The following is a 20212-nucleotide window of genomic DNA, read 5'->3' on the forward strand; positions in this document are numbered from 1 at the left end:
GGCACCCTTTACTTCTGATTCACTCCGTAGCCATGCAGGCAATAACCTGGCTGGCGAACCTTCTGCATGTTTTATACTCTAAATAACTTAATCATCAACACGATGAAAAAGAATGGATCTGTCGCAGCGGTAACTGCGACCCCAAAAGCAGGATTAAAATACGAAGAGTACCGGTACAAAGAAACGCGGGAACTCGTGCAGCTTGTTAAGGAAGCTGCAGAACTTATTGCGGCCAAAGGCGAGGCTGCCTTTAAGGAGCTGAGCGCTCCGGGCAGCCGCTGGTGCCAGGGCGAAAACTACGTCTTTGTGCTGGATACAGCAGGCAACATGCTCGTGCACCCCGATCCGGAGCTGCAGGGCAAGAATCAGCTTAGCCTACTGGACATCAACGGCAAGCCCATCATCCGGGGCCTGATTGCAGCGGCTACTGCCCTGCCCGACAAACCCGATGGCTGGTACCACTACCAGTGGCCTGTGCCTGAAGGGCTGCTGCCCCGCTGGAAGAGCAGCTACGTCAGGCTGGTAAAAGCGCCTTCGGGCAAAAGCTACGTGGTGGGCTCGGGCGTCTACAACGACCGCATGGAACGGGAGTTTGTCGTCGATATGGTTAACAAAGCCGTGGCCGAAATTGAGCAGCACGGGGATAAGGCTTTTGACCTCTTACGCGACCCTACCGGCCCTTATATCGTCAAGGATACCTATGTCTATGTGATGGATATGAAGGGCTTAGAGATGGTTAACCCTGCTTTTCCGTACTTGGAGGGCCTCAATCTGCTGGACATGAAAGACGCACAGGGCAAGTTGCTCAACCAGGAAATGATCAGGATGGTGCAGGCGCAGGGAGCTGGCTGGCTCGATTACATGTGGCCTAAGCCGGGCGAGAGTGTCTCTACGCAAAAAACGGCATATGTGAGCAAGGCTAACCTGGGTGGTAAAACTGTGATAGTTGGCTGCGGCGTGTACCTGGCCGATGCGCCCAGAGCTGTTTCTGCTACACCTAAAATGACCGCAGCCGAACTGGTAGCACTTGTACGCGAGGCAGCAGCACTTCTCGAAAAAGAAGGAGAAAAAGCGTTCCCAGAGTTTAAGAAACAAGGCTCCAAGTGGCTCCACGATGATGTTTATTTTTTTATCTGGACGATGGATGGCGTCAGGGCATTACATCCGGAGATACATCCGCATAAACCGGAAGTAGAAGGAAAGGATGCCAGAGATGCGAAAGACGCCATCGGAAAGCCCTACGGAAAGCTGTTTCTTGAGACTGCCAGCACGCCGGAAGGCGAAGGCTGGATTCATTGTATGTGGCCGAAGCCTTTTGATGTTTTCCCTACCTGGAAGTCTTGTTTCCTGAAGCGGGTCACCTTCCCTTCCGGCAAACAGTACCTGGCTGGCAGTGGAATTTATGATATGCAAATGGACAAAGCGTTGATCGAGGACGTAGTGAACCGGGCGGCTGCCCTCGTTGAAAATCGTGGAAAAGAAGCTTTCGCGCTGCTCCGCGACAAAAAAGGCCCGTTCTATTTCATGGACACCTATGTGTTTGTTGCGAGCCCTGAAGGAATTGAATGGGTTAACGCTGCCCAGCCAAGCCTTGAAGGTAAAAACCTGATGGACCTAAGAGACCTGCAAGGGAAGACAGTGGTAAAGGACGAAATTGCGGCTGCCATGAGGGACGGCAATGCCTGGCTGGAATCCTACTGGTTCAAACCCGGTGATAACCTGCCTGCTTTGAAAAAGACCTTTGTGCGAAAGGTGCAGTATGGCAATGAGACCTATGTGGTAGGCTCAGGATATTACGTGACTGATGAAGAACAAACGTTGGGTAAGGTTCGGAAGTTAACCTGGGACAACATCGGTAAAGAGCAATTGAGTAATAGAACATCGCGCCAGCTTATTCTGGGAGAAAAGGCTACCCTGGCACAATTCACGGTAAAGCGCGGAGCCCAGATAGGACGCCATTCCCATGCAAATGAAGAGTATGTGATGATGGTGTCCGGTGCACTTAAATTCAGTTTTGATGGACAGGAAGTTGTGGTAAATGCCGGAGAAATACTGGTAATACCTCCGAGTGTGCCTCATTCCATTGATGTACTGGAAAATGCTGTTTTTGTTGACTTCTTCGCGCCGGCACGCGAAGACTGGCTTCGGGGTGAGGACCTGTATCTGCGTAGGTAAGGGCTTGCCTTAACTATAAAAAAGGTATAGTGTAACAGTTCTTTTTATACTTTAAATCTAAATGAAGTCCCCGTCTGTAAATTCAGGCGGGGACTTTATACTTATATCAGCTCATGTTTTCTGTCCCGGCAGATTTAATACAATCATACTTTCGATGAGTATTGTGTAGTAAAATGGTATATTAGCTAAAAGATATACACCCGCATGAAGCAACGCAACACACCAGTTCCAGGCAATACCAGTTCAAAAGAAGGTGCCAGAACTTACGTCCATAGTGCAAATAAACGTATGTTGTCGTTTATCTAGTAGTTGTGGTGCATTTAAAAGAATTATGAAAAGAAGACAAATATCGATAGTGTTAAATAGTCTGTTCTTGCTGGCGCTAACATTATTCCTTCTGGACGTATTATCTCTACTAGAAATAAAAAGCCAAGCTGTTAAGTCATTTGCTTATGTTGGAATACTTGTTCTCTCACCGATTTTGCTTGTCTGGAACCTGACGCACAGTAAAAACAGGAAAAGAAGAATCATTCAATCAATAATACCGACTCTCGCAATTGCTGGTGTTTTGGTTGTAGGGCCTTCCAAAGTTCTGGCCGCAACCTCATCTTGGAAGACACAATCGATTCTCTTCCAAAACACAGAATGGACCTCAAACAGGATTGAGTATCAAATCCAAGATGTGGGAGCATTGGGCTATAATGAACGGACAGTTGAGGTATTCTATTTGACAGGTGCCTTTATGATAATAAGTGAAGCTGACCAAAACCTAGCCAATAGTGGAAAATGGATAAAAGTTGACAAAGAAGTGAATGAAATGGGGCTAAAATACCCTTAAAAGAAAAACGCACCACAACATGGTATAAAAGTCAGCTACGCCCGACGGCCTCCGCCGTCTTTTTATACGAGGCCGTTGTGGTGCTTTTATACAAACAAATTGAAAGTATAATGAACATCAAAAAAGTTGATAGCTTTATCTTTTCTACTTCAATTGTTCTGTTTATCATTTCCCTGACGCAAGAAGCTTACTGTACTAATCAGTGTAAAGAGTCCTTAGGAGTTTTTCTTTCGGGCGGGCTCGGAGTGTTTTTAGAATTAGGAGCACTCATGGACAGGTTACTAAACATCAACACAGTTGGCAAAGTTGACTATAAGATAGGTGCGACTTTCAGTTGGTTAGCTAACCCAGCTTTAATCATAGCTTGGCTAACTTATAAAGAAAGTAAAACTACATCGCTCGTGTTCACTATACTTTCTTTAGCATTGATGTTATCATTCTTAATGTTCGATAAGGTGATTGACAATGAAGCTGGACATTACAACAAAATAATAAGCTACAAATCAGGTTACTGGCTTTGGTTGTGTTCATCTGGAGTATTAGCAGCTGGCGCTCTAGTTAAAAAAAACGAACCACAACAAAGTATAGTAGTACGGCTTGCTGACGCTTCGCCATTCTGCTACACGAGGCCGTTGTGTGTAAGCTGAACTATAAAAGAAAATGACGATTGACGATATAAAATTAGATGAAATCCACGATGTCGCCATTATAAGGCACGGTTTCACTGACTATGTTCGTGACTATCGCTTTGAAATAGAAGCTAACTGGATTGGGGGTTTAGCAGGCAGATATGTTCTAACTTTCACGCATTGTTACGAATTGACCTATAAAACTTTAGTTGATGATGATTCTATCAAGGAATCGTGGGATGATTTATTTACCGATTTTGAAACTTGGAAAAAGAATAATGAACCTGAAGGATTTGTTTGGGGAACAAATTGGTCTTTGGCTTATCCAGGCTTTAAAGAAGTAGCAGAGTCAGAAAGGGCTAATAATTGGAGCAAACGACTTAATAAAGAAATGCAAGAAGTAAATCTTCAGGCAAACTCATTTGAAATAAACCTCATTTACTCAACATGGCACTTGAAGAAAATAAATGACGATACTTCATTGATAAATCAAGTGATGATACCGCTTCAATAAAGCCTGCACACAGCAACACCTAAACCACACCAAGGCGTGCTTTAGCCAAGTACGCCGTTGGCAAATATTTAGAATGAATAAGATAATAGTATTAACGCTTATGTTATCAATTTTTGGATTCGGTAAAAGTATGGCTCAAAGCAATAACTCAGAAGAAGAACTTAAAGGTATAATCGGTGAGTATTATGAAGATGGCTTACCGGTTATAATGAAATTCGTCAATGAACTCCCTAACCAAAGTGTTATGGATAAATTACCAATTCTGGCAGTTATTTCTTGGAAATATGACGGTAGCCAAAACAATGGAATGCCTCTTAAAAAAATTAACAAACGAATGATTCTTCTTGAAGAAGCCTTGGAAGATTCTATGGAATCATCTAAGGTTTTTACTCACGCTTATAGTAGAACAGGCAATAATTTGAAGGAACTGGTTTATTATACTACCGATCAAGAAGCCTTTATAACCATGTTGAATCGAGCTCTGGGAAGCCACGATGAATATCCTATTGAAATAACCTTTTACAAAGACAAGGAATGGGCTGAGTTTAAAAATGTCCTCAAAGACTTTAGTGAATAAAACGATTGCTAACCAAACCTAAAAGTTAGCTACGCCACATCATAGCCCAGTCCGTTAACTTACTTCACTCTCCTATATCATCATATCCGATCAGATAAACCTTGCCCTGGCAAACAGCCTAATTGTTACTACCTGCTTTTCGAACGATTTCTCCCTTGCCTGCCAAGTATAAGCTGCTTTATACAAGCAAGATAGGTCAAAACATTCATTACGCCTTCCCGTTATTTTATATACCCGAATGTTGACCTTCAGAATAACCAGAAGCATGAGAAAAGCTGTACCGGTACTAATGATCACATTGCTCTCAGCAGCAATGACAATAGCAGGTGTAAGGTGTGTAGATAAAAGAAGCGACGTAGAGTTGCAGGCACCCGGTAATAAGGATAAGGACGTAAGTTTTGTTAAAGGATCAGCTACGTCTGTTACCTACTCCTCTGCTGGCAACCCTGATTTTGTTCGGGCAGCGTCTTTGGTAACCCCGGCCGTAGTGCACATCAAAACCTCCTATGAAAATGTCGCCTCGGAAGGAGATGAATTCTTTTACGATCTTTTCGGTTCTCCTCAGTCGCCCAGGGTGGCCACTGGCTCCGGATCCGGGGTCATAATTGCTTCAGACGGGTACATTGTAACGAATAACCATGTGATCGAAAGTACCTCAGCCATTGAAGTTGTATTGCCGGACAAGCGCAGTTTCAAGGCCAAACTGATTGGCGGCGACCCAAGTACAGACCTGGCCCTGCTGAAGATAGATGGAAAAAATTTCCCTGTCGTGAAGCTCGGTAACTCCGACAGCGTTCAGGTGGGCGAATGGGTGCTGGCGGTCGGGTATCCTTTGTCGCTTAATACAACCGTTACGGCTGGTATCATTAGCGCCAAAGGCAGGAGTATTGGTATACTTAACCGGCCAAGCCAGAACAACTATTCCGATCAGACACAGTCGGCCAACACTGCCATAGAATCTTTTATACAGACGGATGCTGCCATTAACCCGGGCAATAGCGGCGGTGCCCTGGTCAATACAGCAGGCCAGCTGATCGGCATCAACGCAGCCATTGCCTCTCAGACCGGAAGCTACATGGGCTATGGTTTTGCCATACCCGTAAACCTGATGCAGAAGGTGGTAACTGATTTTAAGAAGTATGGAGAAGTACGGCGCGGGTACCTGGGCGTGAGTTTCCCAGCGCCTGCCGTGGAAGAACAGATCTTGAGGGAGCGGGGAATTGATCCGGCATCGGTAAAGGGTGTTTACATAATTGGCGTGCAGCCTAAAAGCGGTGCAGCAGCAGCCGGCCTGAAAGAAGGTGATATTATCCAAAGTATAGATGGCGTAACGGTTACCTCATCGGCTGAGCTGTCTGAAAGAATAGCACGCCACAACCCGGGCGATAAAGTGAAGCTGTCGTACCTGCGCGATGGTCGTACGCGAGCAGCAAACGTTACCCTGAAAGGTGCAGAAACGGAGGCAGATGTTGCAGCAGCTAATGGCTCAGCCAAAGGCTTGCAGGCCAAACTGGGCGCCATCTTTGAGCCTTTGCCAGATCGTATCAAGCAACGCTACCGTTTAAGCTCAGGCGTGTATGTTAGCGAAGTACAAAGCGGCGGCTTTTTTGACCTGGCCGGCATACCGAAAGGTACCATCATTACGAGGGTAAACGGCAAGCCGGTAAATACCCTGGCCGATGTAAACAATGCGATCGGTTCGGCAAAGAGCAGAATGGTTCGCCTGGAAGGCATGACACCGGATGGCGCAAGTTTCATCTTCAACTTCCCGCTGGGCGCTTAGTTTGCCAAGGTAGCGTTTACATACGTCTGAAATGCACATCAGCATACTGCAAATTTATACTTTGAAAGCAAGTATACCTAAGGCTTTAGCAGCGCTGTATTGTTAGATGTATACTTTTGAAATAAACCCTGCTAATGCCAACTATGGCAGTGAAAGCATAGTATATGATATTGATAAGTAGCGTTTTGCATCTATGAAACTCGATGAGCTGGTTGCACGGCTCGACAGTGAGGCAACGCTGCCGAAAGGCACTGAAGAACGTTTTAACGGGTATGGCGTTATTGGGATCACTTTCCGGTCAGGGCATGTTTTGGCACTGCGTCATTTTGCCGCCTCTTCTGTGGGCCCAGGTTATACTTCCGTCTGGCACCGCGACCCGGAAGGCGGATGGGAGTTTTATGCAGATGCCCCCGCGCATCTGACCTGTGCCCGGTTTTTTGGCAGTGCAGTGGCAAGAGCCGTTCAAACCCCAATTCACATCAGCTGGAGCAACTCCTGTAACTTTCATGTTTCCGTAGAAGCAGATGCCCTGGAATGGGACGTTACCCTGAAAAGCACATCTACCACCAACACCATTAACCGTCTGAGCCGCTTACTACCCGAAACAGCCTGGAAAGAAGAAACCCTGCTGAAAGCGTTTGAACAGATGGCCGGCAACATTTTAAATGCAGGAAAGCTCAGCCTGACAGGCACCACGCCAAACGGGCAGCACTTCAAGGCTGTTCCGCGTTCAATTGAGATGGTCTCGGATACAAAGGCAAGTATAAATGGGGAAGACCTCGGACCGGCCGGCCCTTTAGATCAGCAAGCGCATATCGGAGAGTTCTGGATACCACAGAAAGGCTTCTTTGCCGTAGGGCAAGCTTATTTCGAGCCATTTAAGCCCACCCTGCACCACCTGATCACTCATATTCAGACCCGGCTAAATTAAGGGCACTCACTTCCTTTTCTTCGTTACTGAATAATCTGCTTTTTATACTTTATTCCAACCTAAACCCGGTACGTGCACGTAGTAAGCTGCAGCAATTGCACTACCTATGACGGTTATCCCAAACTTATACATTGGTACTTCCGGCTGGAGTTACCGCTGGCAGGAGATCCTGTACCCGCCGGAACTTAAATCGGCCGACTACCTCTCCTACTACGCCACCCGCTTTGATGCCACCGAGATCAACAGCAGCTTTTACCATTTCACGATGGCTAAAACCATTGAGAAGTGGCTGGCGACTACACCGGAGCATTTCCGGTTCGCGCCAAAGTTAAACCAGGAAATAACGCACAAGCGCCGGTTTACGGATATACACGAGCCATTGGAGAAATTCATGTCGCGTTACCTGCTCATGGGCAAACGGCTTGGCCCTGTGCTGATCCAGATCCCGGGTAGTTTCCGATACGACCGGCTGGTGGCAGAAACCTTTTACAGAACCCTACGAGAGAAGTATGAAACGCAAACCTATGCCCTGGAAGCAAGGCATGTTTCATGGTTCGGGGAGGAGTCGCTGGACTTGCTGCGTGAGTACAACATCACCACCGTTATTGCCAGTGCCGGAAAGCGCTTTCCCGGCACCGAAGTTACTACCACCGATACTGCCTACCTGCGCCTGCATGGCGATGAGCGCATGTATTCGTCAGCCTATTCCGATGAGAAACTGGAACGCTATGCCTATATGATAAAAGATTGGCTGGAAGATGGGAAAGAAGTATGGGTGTTCTTTAACAACACCATCCAGGGCAATGCGGTAACGGATGCAGATAAGCTGCGAAGTATGATCCTGGAGTTGTAGCAGATTTCAAGTATAAACGAAAAGAGCCGGGCTTATTACCCGGCTCTCTGTTTTTATGATCAAAGTATAAAACTACAACTTGAACTGCAGCGAAAACTTCAACCCGAATTTCTTAGCATCCGGTTTGTCGACGTAGGTTAGTCTATGGAAAGCATCCACACGCAGCACCTTGAAAATGTTCTCAATGCCGTAGCCTAGTTCCACGTAAGGCTTGCTTTGCAGGGTGCTGAAGCGCTCCAGCTCCGTTCCGTTTATACCTGTTGCCGGTATCAGGTTCAGGTTTTTCTCGCTCAGGCTGCCGTAAAGTATGTTCGAAGTAGCCAGCGTGCGCCATTTCAGTTTCTTGATCAGGGGCAGGTAATTCAGCAGCAGGCCTTCAAAGTACTGTTCGTAGTGCAACGAAGCGTAGGAGTCGCTGGCAAATTCAAATACGTTCATCAGCTGAAAGGTCTGGTCGTAGTAGAAAGGCGTTTCGTTGCCCAAGTGTACTTCCAGCAGCGGGTAAGGCACCGGCGAGAAGATCCTGCCTGCTTCCAGCCTGTAGTTGGCTTTTCCCAGTCGGCCCATCAGGAACTCCTGGCTCATGCCAACATCCGCCCGCTGGTAACTCACCGTTGATCCCACGGCGTCGTTCAGACCGAGCGTATACTTCATGGTAAACACAGGCCAGCTTCCATTGCCCAGGCTGATGCGGTCGTTATCGTTCTGCACGTATACTTCGTTGTTGGCGAAACGGGCATAGTAGGTCAGTTCTGTGGTGGTAAAGTCTTTTACCAGTTGCTGCGGCTCATTTCCCTGTTGCGCATAGTAGGCAAAGTCAAACTGTGGCAAAAACTCGCGGTTGCTCAGCGTGATGCGCTGGGTCATGCCCCGGAACAGGTCGCGCTGCACGTAAGCACTTGTTTCTTTTGTAAATACCGGCCGCTTAAGCTCCCCGAAACGTGAAAAGCCCATCAGGAACGGACTGGCCGCCAGCTTATCCGACATCAGTCCCACCTGCTGCAGGTCTTCCCGCCGCGAGATACCCACTTCGCTCCAGTGTTTGCGCGACAGGATGTAACGGGCAGCAGCGCCATACTTTACTTTTCGGTCGTCGGTGCCATAAGCTCCGTAGCCACTCAGTTCCAGCTTATCGCTAAAGCTGGCATTGGTTTTCAGTCCTGCCTGCAACCTGTGGCCTTCTACATTGTTATAAGCATAAGTATAAGGGTATGGCCCTATACTCACCTTCCCCACTTTTTTGTAGCCGGTAGCCAGCACCGTTGCAAGGTTAGTGAAGCGCTCTACTTTCGGAGAGGTTTTTATCGATTCAATGGTAGAATAGATCTGCTTGTCAGCCACACTGAGCGTGTCGTGCCGGTGTTGTTCCCAGTATGCTTCGGTGCTTGAGTTGGCTTTCACTTCCAGGGTGATCGGCTGATCGAAGAAAGCGGCTTTGTTCGGCTGATTTACCACTACGTTCCGGGCAGAAGTGGTCACTTTGGCAAAAACGCCCGGCCTGTTCTCGCTCAGCTTCGCGATCTTCATGCGTGCTTCTGTTTTCACCGGCAGCCAGGCCCCTGCTGCGGTTGGCAACGACTCCTGGAACAGGCGTATACTTTCTACAAAGTTGATATTGGCTGATTTGCTCACGGCCACATCTATTTTGCGGAGGGCGTAGCTCTTGCTTGTGATCCAGATGTGGCCGTTGAAGGCCAGGTCCTGCGGTCGCTTCTGCTCAACTTTTATTTTATAGCACCAGTCATCGCCCACATACATGCTGTCGAGCAGCTCGTAGTTATAGGACAACTTCCAGCCGTCCGCGATCGGGCTGATAAAGTCTTTCTGCAGCACGCTTACCCAGTTCTGGTAAAAATTGTAATCCTGGTAGGAGTTGCCGATGACCTGCGCAATCAGGCTGCCGTCCTGTATGCCGATGCCGGATATCTTTGATGCTTTGATGACCTCCTTTGTCTTTTTAGGATCGCGGTTGTAGTAAAAATCGGATAAGGATTCGGAAAGGAAGAAAGGCAGCACTTTTTTACCCTCTTCACCGGTCACAAACATGGACGTATCCACGATGGACGTAATAGCTGACTTTAGTCCTACTTTGCGTTTTTGCTTCGTCAGGTTGTCTACATCAAACTGCATTTTGGTGTAGGCTTCGTACTGGTAGGCGGTCAGTTTGCGCTTGTCATGCTGCTTCTTGTTGTCCACCACACGCCGCATAATTTCCCAGGCTGGGTTCTCGCCCGGTCGTATGACCACCTCCTGCAGTTTCAGGGCTCCGGAAGATAACTTGAAATCGATCACCTGCGCCTGCAATCCCTTTTTTACCGGCTGGCTTTGGGTCTGGTACCCAACATAAGAGACTGTAAGCGAATCGGGTACATTTGTGAGCCGGATGTTATAAACCCCGTTCTCGTCGGTAGAGGTGCCAATGGAGGTATGCCTGATGTAAACACCCACAAAAGGCAGTGCCTCGCCGGTAGTCGCGTCCGTTACCTTGCCCGAGATGCGCGTCTGGGCGTGGCTGGCAAGGGAAGTGAACAAGACAATCAGGAAAAGTATAGATTTATTCAAATCAATCAAAATTAAATGCGGGCGCAAAAGTAGTTTTTTGATTTCTGAAAAACTATAGTCCTAATCATGAACACCGGGTTGTATTTTTTCGATTTACACCCAGTTCTTTCTGTAAGCCAGCACAGCAGTTACAGCAACACTTTTAGAAAATTCTATTAACAATACTGCTCTCTGCGAGTTATACCAAAATACCTGTGCCGGTGCCCTGAAAGTGCTGTGGTAATGAGGAAGTAAAAATTAAATGTATAAACACGGATTTAAACAAAAAGCCTTACTTTTGCCGCCGAATGAACGTTCAATTGAATTAAGTTGCTAAACTTATGCTGATGGAAAACCCTGCTGAAAAGAAGAAGTTGATACTGGAGAGCACCTTGGAATTGGTGAAGGATTTCGGCTTTCATGGTACTCCCATGAGTGCAGTAGCCAAAAAAGCCGGCGTAGCTGCGGGCACCATTTACCACTACTTTGACAGCAAAGACACCCTGATCTGTGAGCTGTTTAACTACATCACGGGCAGCATCATCCGGTGTGTTTTCAGTAACGATGACGAAAGCCTGCCTTTTAAGGAGCGTTTCTTTCGTGTATGGAAGGGCCTTTTTTCTTTTTACAGGCACAACCCCAGCGTTCTGGTCTTTTTCGAGCAGTTTGTTAACTCCCCTTACAACAAGTACATCGAAGCTGCACCGCAGAGTATTTTCACTTCCCTGAATGCCTTCTTTCAGCAAGGTATAACGGACGGGTACCTGCAACCCGTAGCCCCTGAGATACTCACGGTGCTTACGCATGGAAGCATTACCAGCACTGCAAAAGTCACGATCAGGGGCAAGATTGAAATCGGTGAACCGGAACTACAGCAGATCATCGGTATACTTTGGCAGGGAATGGCCATAAAATAAAGTAAAGCAATTACATTAACATATTTAAAATCAGCGAGTAACTAAGCTGGTACAATTGTCACCTAAACCCTATACCATACATAAACTATGAATTAATATTTTACGTCGGAAACACATGACCCACGCAAGAAGATTACCAATTACCAAAAGCATCACACAAAGTACATGAGCATACCAACATACATAAGGCCTATAGTACTGGGCTTTCTTTTGTGGCCCTCCCTCCTGCTGGCCCAGTCAAAAGAACGCGTCCTTCCGGACAGCCTCACGCTGGAGCAGTGCATCGAATATGCGATCAGTAACAAACCCGATGTAAAACAAGCCAGAATAGATGAGGCCATCGGAGAGCGCGACATAAAAGCAAGCCTTTCCGACTGGTTACCACAGGTATCGGCACGATACACGCTGCTGCATAACATCAAGCAGCAAACGACCGTGTTTGGGGATAACGTAGTAACAATCGGCACAAAGCACAACTCCAATATCTTATTTGAGGCCAACCAGACCCTTTACAGCAACGATGTACTGCTCGCCTCCCGCTCGGCAAAGTACAACAGGCTGCAGCTCGACCAGAATACGCAGGATGTGAAGATCAATGCGGTGGTAGACGTGAGCAAAGCATTCTTTGACATTCTGCTTACCCAGGAGCAGCTTCGCATATATGACGAGAACATTGCCCGCGAGGAAAAGCAATACAAAGATGCTTTTGCCAGGTTCGAAAGTGGGCTTGTCGATAAAACCGACTACCAACGCGCAAGCATTACACTGGCTAACTCCCGGAGCCAGAGAAGAGGAACAGAAGAATCGCTGAAGGCCAAGTATACTTATCTGAAAGAGTTAATGGGCTTTCCGGCAAATGCAAAGCTGCAGCTTGTGTTTAACAATGCACTGATGCAGCAACAGATCCAGATCGATACTACCCAGCAAGTGGCATATGCCAACCGCGTGGAGTACCAACAACTGGAGGCGCAGCAGCATGTACTGAAGCTGAATACCAATTACTACCGTTATGGTTTTCTTCCTACTGTTAACGCCTTCATCAATTATAGTCCGGTATACTTTAATAACAACTTCAGCGATCTCTACAATACAGCCTATCCTACTTCTACGGTCGGGTTGCAGGCTTCCATTCCTATTTTTCAGGGCACCAGAAGAATCCAGAACCTGAAGCGGGCACAATTGCTGGAAGAGCGCCTGGTCATAAGCATGGAGGATACGCGCAACCGTATCAATACAGAATACCAGACAGCCCTTGCGAACTACAAAAGCGATCTTGTGGAATGGGAAACACAGCGGGAGAATGCCAAGCTTGCCGAAGAAGTTTACGACGTAATTAAGTTGCAGTACGACGAAGGTGTTAAGGCGTATGTAGATCTGATCGTGGCTGAGACCAGCCTGCGGGCTGCCCAATTAATCTATTACAATGCCCTCTATCGGGTGCTGGCCAGCAAGCTTGACCTCCAGAGAGCATTAGGAACTATAGAAGTACAATAAATTTATCGCAATTCACTCATACAGCATGAAGAGATATTTCTCACAGCTTTTAGTTTTCATTATTGCCCCGGCATTGCTTGCTTCCTGTGGCGATTCTAACTCTGCACAGCAACAGAACCCCGCCGCTACTGCGGTACCGGTTAATGCCTTTAAAGTAAACACTGAATCCGTAACAGGTAAAGACACTTACCCTGCAACTGTGGTTTCGCTCAATGAGGTAGAGCTGCGCCCGCAGGTATCCGGTTATATTACCAACATTTTTGTGCAGGATGGGCAGAAAGTAAAGAAAGGACAAGCTCTTTACGAGATAGACAGAAGCAAGTACCAGGCATCGTACCAGCAGGCAAACGCCAACCTGCAGAGCGCCCGAGCTAACCTGGCCCGAGCTCAGAAAGACCTGGAACGTTATGAACGTCTGGCAGCAAAGGAGGCTATTGCCACCCAGCAGGTAGATTATGCCCGTGCTGATGTGGTAGCTGCACAATCGCAGGTAAAGGCTGCCCAGGCACAGGTCCGAAGTGTCTCCACGGATCTGGGCTATTCCGTGATCAACGCGCCTTTCTCTGGTACCATCGGTATTTCGCAGGTAAGAGTAGGTGCTCAGGTGTCGCCGGGACAGCCGCTGCTCAATACCATCTCTTCCTCCGATCCTATTGCCGTTGATTTTGTGATCAACGAACAGGAGATCGGCCGCTTTGCTGACTTACAGCACGGCGATCAGCCGGATTCGCTGTTTACCATCCGCCTGAACAATGACATGATCTATCCCCATACCGGTAAGATCCTGGCAATTGACAGGGCCATTGGCCGCCGGACAGGTACAACCACTGTACGGGTGCAATTCCCCAACCCCGAAGGCATGCTGATACCTGGCATGACCGTAGACCTGCAGGTACTGAACCAGGACATTGGTAACCAGTTGGTAATCCCTTTCAAAGCAGTAACAGAGCAGCTCGGGGAGTATTATGTATATGTGATACAGGGCGATTCTGTGGTGCAGCAGAATGTAACACTGGGCACGCGCGTGAACGCGGATGTAGTGGTGCGCGAGGGCTTAAAGGAAGGCCAGCAGATTGTAGTGGAAGGCATACAGCGCCTGCGCCAGGGAGCCAAAGTACAGGTTGGTGCCGCACAGCCGCAGGCTGCCAGCAAATAATTATGGGCCAGTTTTCGAACAAGATCTAAGAGAAGTATGATTTCAGAAGTATTTATAAGAAGGCCCGTCACTGCCATGGTCATCTCAATTGTGATCGTGCTGGTAGGTTTGCTGGCCATGATGAACCTCCCGGTTACCCAGTATCCGGATATTTCACCGCCTACGGTTGCGGTATCTGCAAACTATACCGGCTCTGATGCGCAAACGGTGGAGCAGACAGTAGCCACTCCCGTCGAGACGCAGATCAACGGTACGCCGGGTATGGCTTATATCACCTCTACCAACACCAGTACCGGACAGATGAACATGTCTGTTACCTTTGATGTGGGCACCGACATAGATATTGCCACACTTGATGTACAGAACCGGGCAAGTATAGCCGAGCCCAGCCTTCCCGAAGAAGTAAGGCGACTGGGAGTAACGGTGCGCAAGCGAAACCCGAGTATCATGATGGTGGTGGGCATTTACTCGCCCAAGAAAAGCCACGACATTCAGTACCTGGACAACTATACCAATATTTTTGTGAAAGACGCCCTGATGCGTGTAGAGGGTGTTGGCGATATCGTTTCCATTGGCCAGGATTTCAGCATGCGCCTCTGGCTGCAGCCGGACAAACTGGCACAGTACAACATCAGTGCAAGTGAGGTAACGTCGGCCATTCAGGAGCAGAACCTGCAGGTGGCAGCCGGTACAGTCGGCAGCGCGCCGCAGTTTACGACGCAGGCTTTCCAGTACCCTATCACGGTAACCGGCCGTTTGCAAACGCAGGAAGAGTTTGGTGACATCATTGTGCGTACAAACCCTGCTGACGGCTCTGTTGTGTACCTGCGCGATGTGGCCCGGATCGAGTTTGGCCGGTTTGACTACGGCAGAGAAGCCAAAGTAAACGGAAACGAGGCTACGATGATGCTCATTTACCAGGCTCCGGGCAGCAATGCCCTGGAAACTGCTGATGGTATCTATGCTGCGCTTGAAGATTTGAAGAAGACCTTCCCTGCCGATGTCGATTACGTCGTTTCCTTTGAGTCTGTCTCGGTAGTGCAGGTGTCGATCGAAGAAGTGGTGCGCACGCTTGTAGAGGCCCTGATTCTGGTGATCATCGTAGTGTTCCTGTTCCTGCAGAGCTGGCGCGCAACGCTGGTTCCTGTACTGGCAATCCCAGTGTCTATTATCGGTACGTTCATCTTCTTCATCCCGCTTGGCTTCACCATCAACACGCTTACTTTGTTTGGCTTCGTGCTAACCATTGGTATTGTGGTGGACGATGCCATTGTGGTGGTGGAAGCGGTGCAGCATTATATTGACCATGAACGGCTTTCAGCGAAGGAAGCAACCCGCAAGGCCATGCGCGATATCACGGCACCGGTAATTGCCATTGCGCTTATACTTGCTGCGGTGTTCATTCCGGTTGGTTTTATACCTGGTATCGTGGGTCGCCTGTACCAGCAGTTTGCCATTACGATCGCGATCTCTGTACTTATATCGGCTTTTGTCGCGCTTAGCCTGACGCCGGCACTTTGCTCGCTGATGCTCAAGCCGATGAACGTGAACAGAAACTCCCGGGGCCTGAACAAATTTTTCTACAAATTCAATAACTGGTTTGCCCGAGCCACCCAGTCCTACTCCGGTGGCGTACGCAAAAGTATAAAAGCAGCTCCCCTGGTACTTATCCTGCTCATCTGTATCTATGTAGGCACGGCAGGCATGTTCGTAACCAAACCTTCGGGCTTTATTCCAACAGAGGACGAGGGACGTCTGTTTGTATCCATCGAATTACCGGAAGGAGCCTCCAGCGTCCGGACAAAAGCCATACTTTCCGAGATGGGAGATATCATGGCTACCGTGCCTGCCTTGCGGAATTATACTTCCATTGCTGGCCTGAACGCGATCAACTTTTCTTTTAAATCGAACAGCGGTACCTTTTTCATTCAGTTACAGCCCTGGGACAAGCGGAAAGACAAGGCAGATCAGCTTGCCGGTGTGATCGCCACGTTGCAGCAGAAGTTTTCCGTTATCAAAGAGGCGAACGTGTTTGTGGTATCTCCACCGGCCATACCTGGTCTGGGGCAGTCGGGCGGTTTCAGCTTTGTGCTGCAGCAGCGTAAAGCCGGCGACGTGAAGGAACTCGAGCAGGTGATGGGGCAGTTCCTGGCTGCTGCCAACCAGCGCCCCGAAATTGCCATGGCTTACAGCTTCTTTACGGCCAAAACACCAGGCTACCACATCGATGTAGACCGTGAGAAAGCAAAAAGGCTGGGCGTGAACGTAGCAGATATCTACACCACCATGTCGACCTACATGGGCAGCCGCTATGTAAACGACTTTACCCGCTACGGCAGAAGCTTCCGGGTGGTGGCCCAGGCAGATACGGCGTACCGGATGGACATCTCCAACCTGAAGCAATACTACGTGATGAACCGGCAAGGGGAAGCCGTACCGTTGAGTGCGCTTATTTCACACCGGATCGTAGAGAATGCGCCGGTTATTTCGCACTTCAACCTGTTCCGCTCTGTCGATATCAACGGAAACGCTGCGCCGGGTTACAGCAGCGGGCAGGCACTGCAGGCCTTGGAAGAAGTTGCGGCAGAGGTGCTACCGGCCGGGTATGGCTATGAGTTTACCGGCCTCAGCCGTGAAGAGAAAACAGCCGGAAGCAGCACGATCTATATCTTCTCGCTGTCGATTATACTTGTACTGCTGCTACTGGCCGCCTTGTACGAAAGCTGGTCAGTGCCGTTCTCTATCCTGTTTGCGATTCCGCTGGGTATGTTCGGAGCTATCCTTGCCTTAACCTTGCTGCCTAAACTGGATAATAACATCTATGCCCAGATCGGTATGATCACGCTGATCGGTCTGGCTGCAAAGAACGCGATCCTGATCGTGGAGTTTGCCAAAGAACGGGTGGACCATGGCATGGAGCTGATTGAAGCAACCATCGAGGCAGTGAAGCTGCGTCTGCGTCCGATCATCATGACCTCGCTTGCTTTTATACTTGGCGTGGTGCCACTGGCGCTGGCAGGTGGTGCCGGAGCGGTTGCCCGCCAGACCATTGGCTGGACTGTGATCGGTGGTATGCTGGCGGCGACCTTCCTGGCTATTTTTGTGGTGCCGGTGCTGTTTGTGGTAATTACCCGATTGGCTTATGGCAAACAAAAGCTGGCCGAGCTACAGGCCAACTACAAACCGGAAGACTACGACCACGACTTTACGTACGGCAGCTCACAGGAGTAACGTATAAGTATACTTTAGTTAATTATAGCGAGGCCCCGGGTAAAAATCCGGGGCCTGGTTGTTTTTAAGCACTAGATAGCAACCTCTCGCCTGCTCACTGAACTGCTATGGTATTCATTTTCAAGGTTATATTTCAAAATACTAATGGAAGTCAGGAAAAGAAGTGACGTAAATCACCGGGCCCTATGATGTCCATCATCTAAATTCCGGACGTGCAGGTGTTTATTTGTATCAACGAAAACATCTAACCCGGATCCTTATGAAAAGGTCATCTACACACAAATTGGTACAGCTATTAGCCGTGGGCATCTATGGCCTGGGCATATTAGCATCCTGTAGCTCTAAGGCTACAACAAACGCCGAAATTTTAAAATCAATCGAAGAGGCAAATCCGAAGGAGATGGCTGTTATAGAGGCAGAACTGACGGATGCTCCGTTGGTACCGGCTCCTATTACCCGCAAGACTCCTGCAAAAGTGGTAGTGCGCCTGGAAGTAACGGAAGTGGTTAAGAAGATGGCTGATGGCGTTGATTATACTTTCTGGACCTTTGGTGGTTCGGTGCCCGGTAAGTTTATCCGTATCAGGGAAAACGATGAAGTGGAGTTTCACCTGATGAACCACCCCGACAGCAAGAACCCACACAACATTGACCTGCACGCGGTAACCGGACCAGGTGGTGGCGCTGCTTCTACTTTTACTGCTCCCGGCCACGAGACTGTGTTCAATTTCAAGGCGCTGAATCCCGGCCTTTATGTATACCACTGCGCGACAGCCCCGGTAGGTATGCACATTGCCAACGGCATGTACGGGCTTATACTTGTAGAGCCTAAAGAAGGCCTGCCAAAAGTAGACAAAGAGTACTATGTAATGCAGGGCGACTTCTATACCAAGGGAGCTTTTGGTGCACCTGGCCTGCAGCCTTTCGATATGGAAAAAGCGCTGGATGAGAACCCTTCTTACGTGGTGTTCAACGGCTCTGTAGGTTCCCTGACCGGCGATAATGCCCTGACTGCCAAAGTAGGCGAAACCATCCGTTTGTTTGTAGGTAACGGCGGCCCTAACCTGGTTTCTTCCTTCCACGTGATCGGTGAGATCTTCGACAATGTGTACACTGAAGGTGGTACCAAAATACACAACAATGTGCAGACCACGCTGGTACCGGCAGGCGGCTCTGCCATTACAGAATTCAAAGCGGATGTACCCGGTAACTATGTGCTGGTTGACCACTCTATCTTCCGGGCATTTAACAAAGGTGCCTTGGGCATGCTGAAAGTAGAAGGCGGTGAAGACAAGAAATTATACTCCGGTCTGATCGAAGACAGGATTTACCAGCCGGAAGGCTCTACCGTGCAGGAAATGCCGCAATCAGCTACTCCTAAGGCTGCGATTGCCTCCAACAAAGACATGCGACTGGAACTTGGTAAAACGCTGTATGCCCAGAACTGCCAGGCTTGTCACCAGGCCGAGGGCCAGGGTATAAAAGGTGCCTTCCCTCCGCTTGCCAAATCCGACTTCCTCAATGCCGACGTGAATAGAGCCATCGGTGTAGTAGCTCACGGCCTGGAAGGACAGATCAAAGTAAACGGCGAGCTTTACAACAGCACCATGCCGAAGCTGAAGCTGACTGACGAGGAAATTGCCAATGTGATGACCTTTGTGATGAACAACTGGGGCAACAAAGGTGGTGAAGTAAACCTCGAGCACGTGAAGAAAGCAAAGGCTTCTTACAAGCACTAATCTAAAGTATAAAGCACCAACATCATGATCCGACGACTTCTCACAGCAATTCTGATGCTTGGAGCTTGTAGTATGGCTGCAGCACAAAAGGGCACTCCCACTGACATGGTTCAGGTAAAAGGAGGCACTTTTGTGCCGCTTTACGGCAGCGATGGTGCTGCTGTAACCGTGCAAAGCTTCCGGATGGACAAATACCCGGTTACCAATGCCGAGTTTGAAGCTTTCGTAGCCAAAAATCCGAAGTGGAAGAAAACAGCTGTGAAGAAGCTTTTCGCAGATGCCAATTACCTGCGCCACTGGACTTCAGAATCAGGTATAGGTGCCAATACTGATAAGTTAAAGAACAGCCCTGTAACCAATGTATCCTGGTTTGCTGCAAAAGCTTATTGCGAGTGCGAGGGCAAGCGCCTGCCAACCGTAAGCGAATGGGAGTTTGCTGCACTGGCCAGCGAAACAAAGGCAGACGCCTCCAGCGATCCGAAGTTTTACCAGCGCAGCCTGGACTGGTACAGCCAGCCTAACCCGAAATATCTGCCGCCGGTGCAGCAAAGCTTCCGCAACTACTACGGCCTGCACGGCATGATCGGGCTGGTGTGGGAATGGACCTCTGATTTTAACTCTGCCCTGATCATTGGAGAATCGAGAGCTAATGCCAGCCTCGACAGGCAGCTGTTCTGCGGGGCCGGATCAAATGGTGCCAGCGATGTGAAGAATTATGTGGCTTTTATGCGGTATGCCTTCCGCTCCAGCCTGAAAGCAAATTATACGGTTGCCAACCTTGGCTTCCGGTGTGTGCAGGACCAGAAAGTACAAACGATTGCTAAAAAGTAAAAGA

Annotated in this window: 15 protein-coding genes; 14 read left to right on the plus strand and 1 reads right to left on the minus strand. The window is 48.7% G+C overall.

Annotated elements, in window-relative coordinates; genetic code table 11:
* Positions 1 to 102: 102 nt before the first annotated feature.
* The 8 genes from MJ611_RS11245 (at position 103) to MJ611_RS11280 (ending at position 8300) form a co-directional block, all read left to right on the plus strand.
* Positions 103 to 2175, plus strand: coding sequence for a cache domain-containing protein (locus MJ611_RS11245; RefSeq protein ID WP_250429867.1), 2073 nt, complete (start codon positions 103 to 105; stop codon positions 2173 to 2175).
* Between the two features lie 331 nt (positions 2176 to 2506).
* Positions 2507 to 3013, plus strand: a complete 507-nt coding sequence (locus MJ611_RS11250) for a hypothetical protein (RefSeq protein WP_250429868.1) — start codon at positions 2507 to 2509, stop codon at positions 3011 to 3013.
* Positions 3014 to 3123: 110 nt separating this feature from the next.
* A complete protein-coding gene (locus tag MJ611_RS11255; RefSeq protein ID WP_250429869.1) occupies positions 3124 to 3660 on the plus strand; it encodes a hypothetical protein in 537 nt (178 codons plus the stop codon).
* 13 nt (positions 3661 to 3673) lie between these two features.
* Positions 3674 to 4156: a YxiG-like protein gene (locus tag MJ611_RS11260; RefSeq protein ID WP_250429870.1), complete on the plus strand. Its 483-nt coding sequence runs from the start codon at positions 3674 to 3676 to the stop codon at positions 4154 to 4156.
* 73 nt (positions 4157 to 4229) lie between these two features.
* Positions 4230 to 4733, plus strand: coding sequence for a DUF695 domain-containing protein (locus MJ611_RS11265; RefSeq protein ID WP_250429871.1), 504 nt, complete (start codon positions 4230 to 4232; stop codon positions 4731 to 4733).
* 265 nt (positions 4734 to 4998) lie between these two features.
* The gene (locus tag MJ611_RS11270; RefSeq protein WP_250429872.1) at positions 4999 to 6516 is read left to right on the plus strand and encodes a trypsin-like peptidase domain-containing protein; all 1518 of its coding nucleotides are present in this window, start codon (positions 4999 to 5001) and stop codon (positions 6514 to 6516) included.
* A gap of 193 nt (positions 6517 to 6709) precedes the next feature.
* Complete coding sequence (locus tag MJ611_RS11275; protein WP_250429873.1) at positions 6710 to 7447, plus strand: hypothetical protein; 738 nt, start codon at positions 6710 to 6712, stop codon at positions 7445 to 7447.
* 106 nt (positions 7448 to 7553) lie between these two features.
* Positions 7554 to 8300 carry a DUF72 domain-containing protein gene (locus MJ611_RS11280; protein WP_250429875.1) on the plus strand — a complete coding sequence of 249 codons (747 nt, stop codon included), beginning with the start codon at positions 7554 to 7556 and terminating at the stop codon, positions 8298 to 8300.
* Positions 8301 to 8372: 72 nt separating this feature from the next.
* Here the strand turns inward: MJ611_RS11280 and MJ611_RS11285 are convergent, their stop codons facing one another.
* On the minus strand, positions 8373 to 10871 hold the full coding sequence (locus tag MJ611_RS11285) for a DUF5686 and carboxypeptidase-like regulatory domain-containing protein (RefSeq protein ID WP_250429877.1): 2499 nt from the start codon (positions 10869 to 10871) through the stop codon (positions 8373 to 8375).
* 317 nt (positions 10872 to 11188) lie between these two features.
* On the opposite strand from MJ611_RS11285, the gene MJ611_RS11290 reads away from it, so the two are divergent.
* The 6 genes from MJ611_RS11290 (at position 11189) to MJ611_RS11315 (ending at position 20208) form a co-directional block, all read left to right on the plus strand.
* Positions 11189 to 11758: a TetR/AcrR family transcriptional regulator gene (locus tag MJ611_RS11290; RefSeq protein WP_250429878.1), complete on the plus strand. Its 570-nt coding sequence runs from the start codon at positions 11189 to 11191 to the stop codon at positions 11756 to 11758.
* A 165-nt stretch (positions 11759 to 11923) separates the two neighbouring features.
* A complete protein-coding gene (locus tag MJ611_RS11295; RefSeq protein ID WP_250429879.1) occupies positions 11924 to 13252 on the plus strand; it encodes a TolC family protein in 1329 nt (442 codons plus the stop codon).
* Positions 13253 to 13277: 25 nt separating this feature from the next.
* Complete coding sequence (locus MJ611_RS11300; RefSeq protein ID WP_250429880.1) at positions 13278 to 14408, plus strand: efflux RND transporter periplasmic adaptor subunit; 1131 nt, start codon at positions 13278 to 13280, stop codon at positions 14406 to 14408.
* A 36-nt stretch (positions 14409 to 14444) separates the two neighbouring features.
* On the plus strand, positions 14445 to 17639 hold the full coding sequence (locus tag MJ611_RS11305) for an efflux RND transporter permease subunit (RefSeq protein WP_250429882.1): 3195 nt from the start codon (positions 14445 to 14447) through the stop codon (positions 17637 to 17639).
* Between the two features lie 259 nt (positions 17640 to 17898).
* A complete protein-coding gene (nirK, locus tag MJ611_RS11310; protein WP_250429883.1) occupies positions 17899 to 19377 on the plus strand; it encodes a copper-containing nitrite reductase in 1479 nt (492 codons plus the stop codon).
* A 24-nt stretch (positions 19378 to 19401) separates the two neighbouring features.
* Entirely contained in the window at positions 19402 to 20208 is an 807-nt protein-coding gene (locus MJ611_RS11315; protein WP_250429884.1) for a formylglycine-generating enzyme family protein, read from the plus strand.
* The last annotated feature ends 4 nt before the right edge of the window (positions 20209 to 20212 follow it).

The organism is Pontibacter ruber (assembly GCF_023630205.1).
GTDB lineage: Bacteria > Bacteroidota > Bacteroidia > Cytophagales > Hymenobacteraceae > Pontibacter > Pontibacter ruber.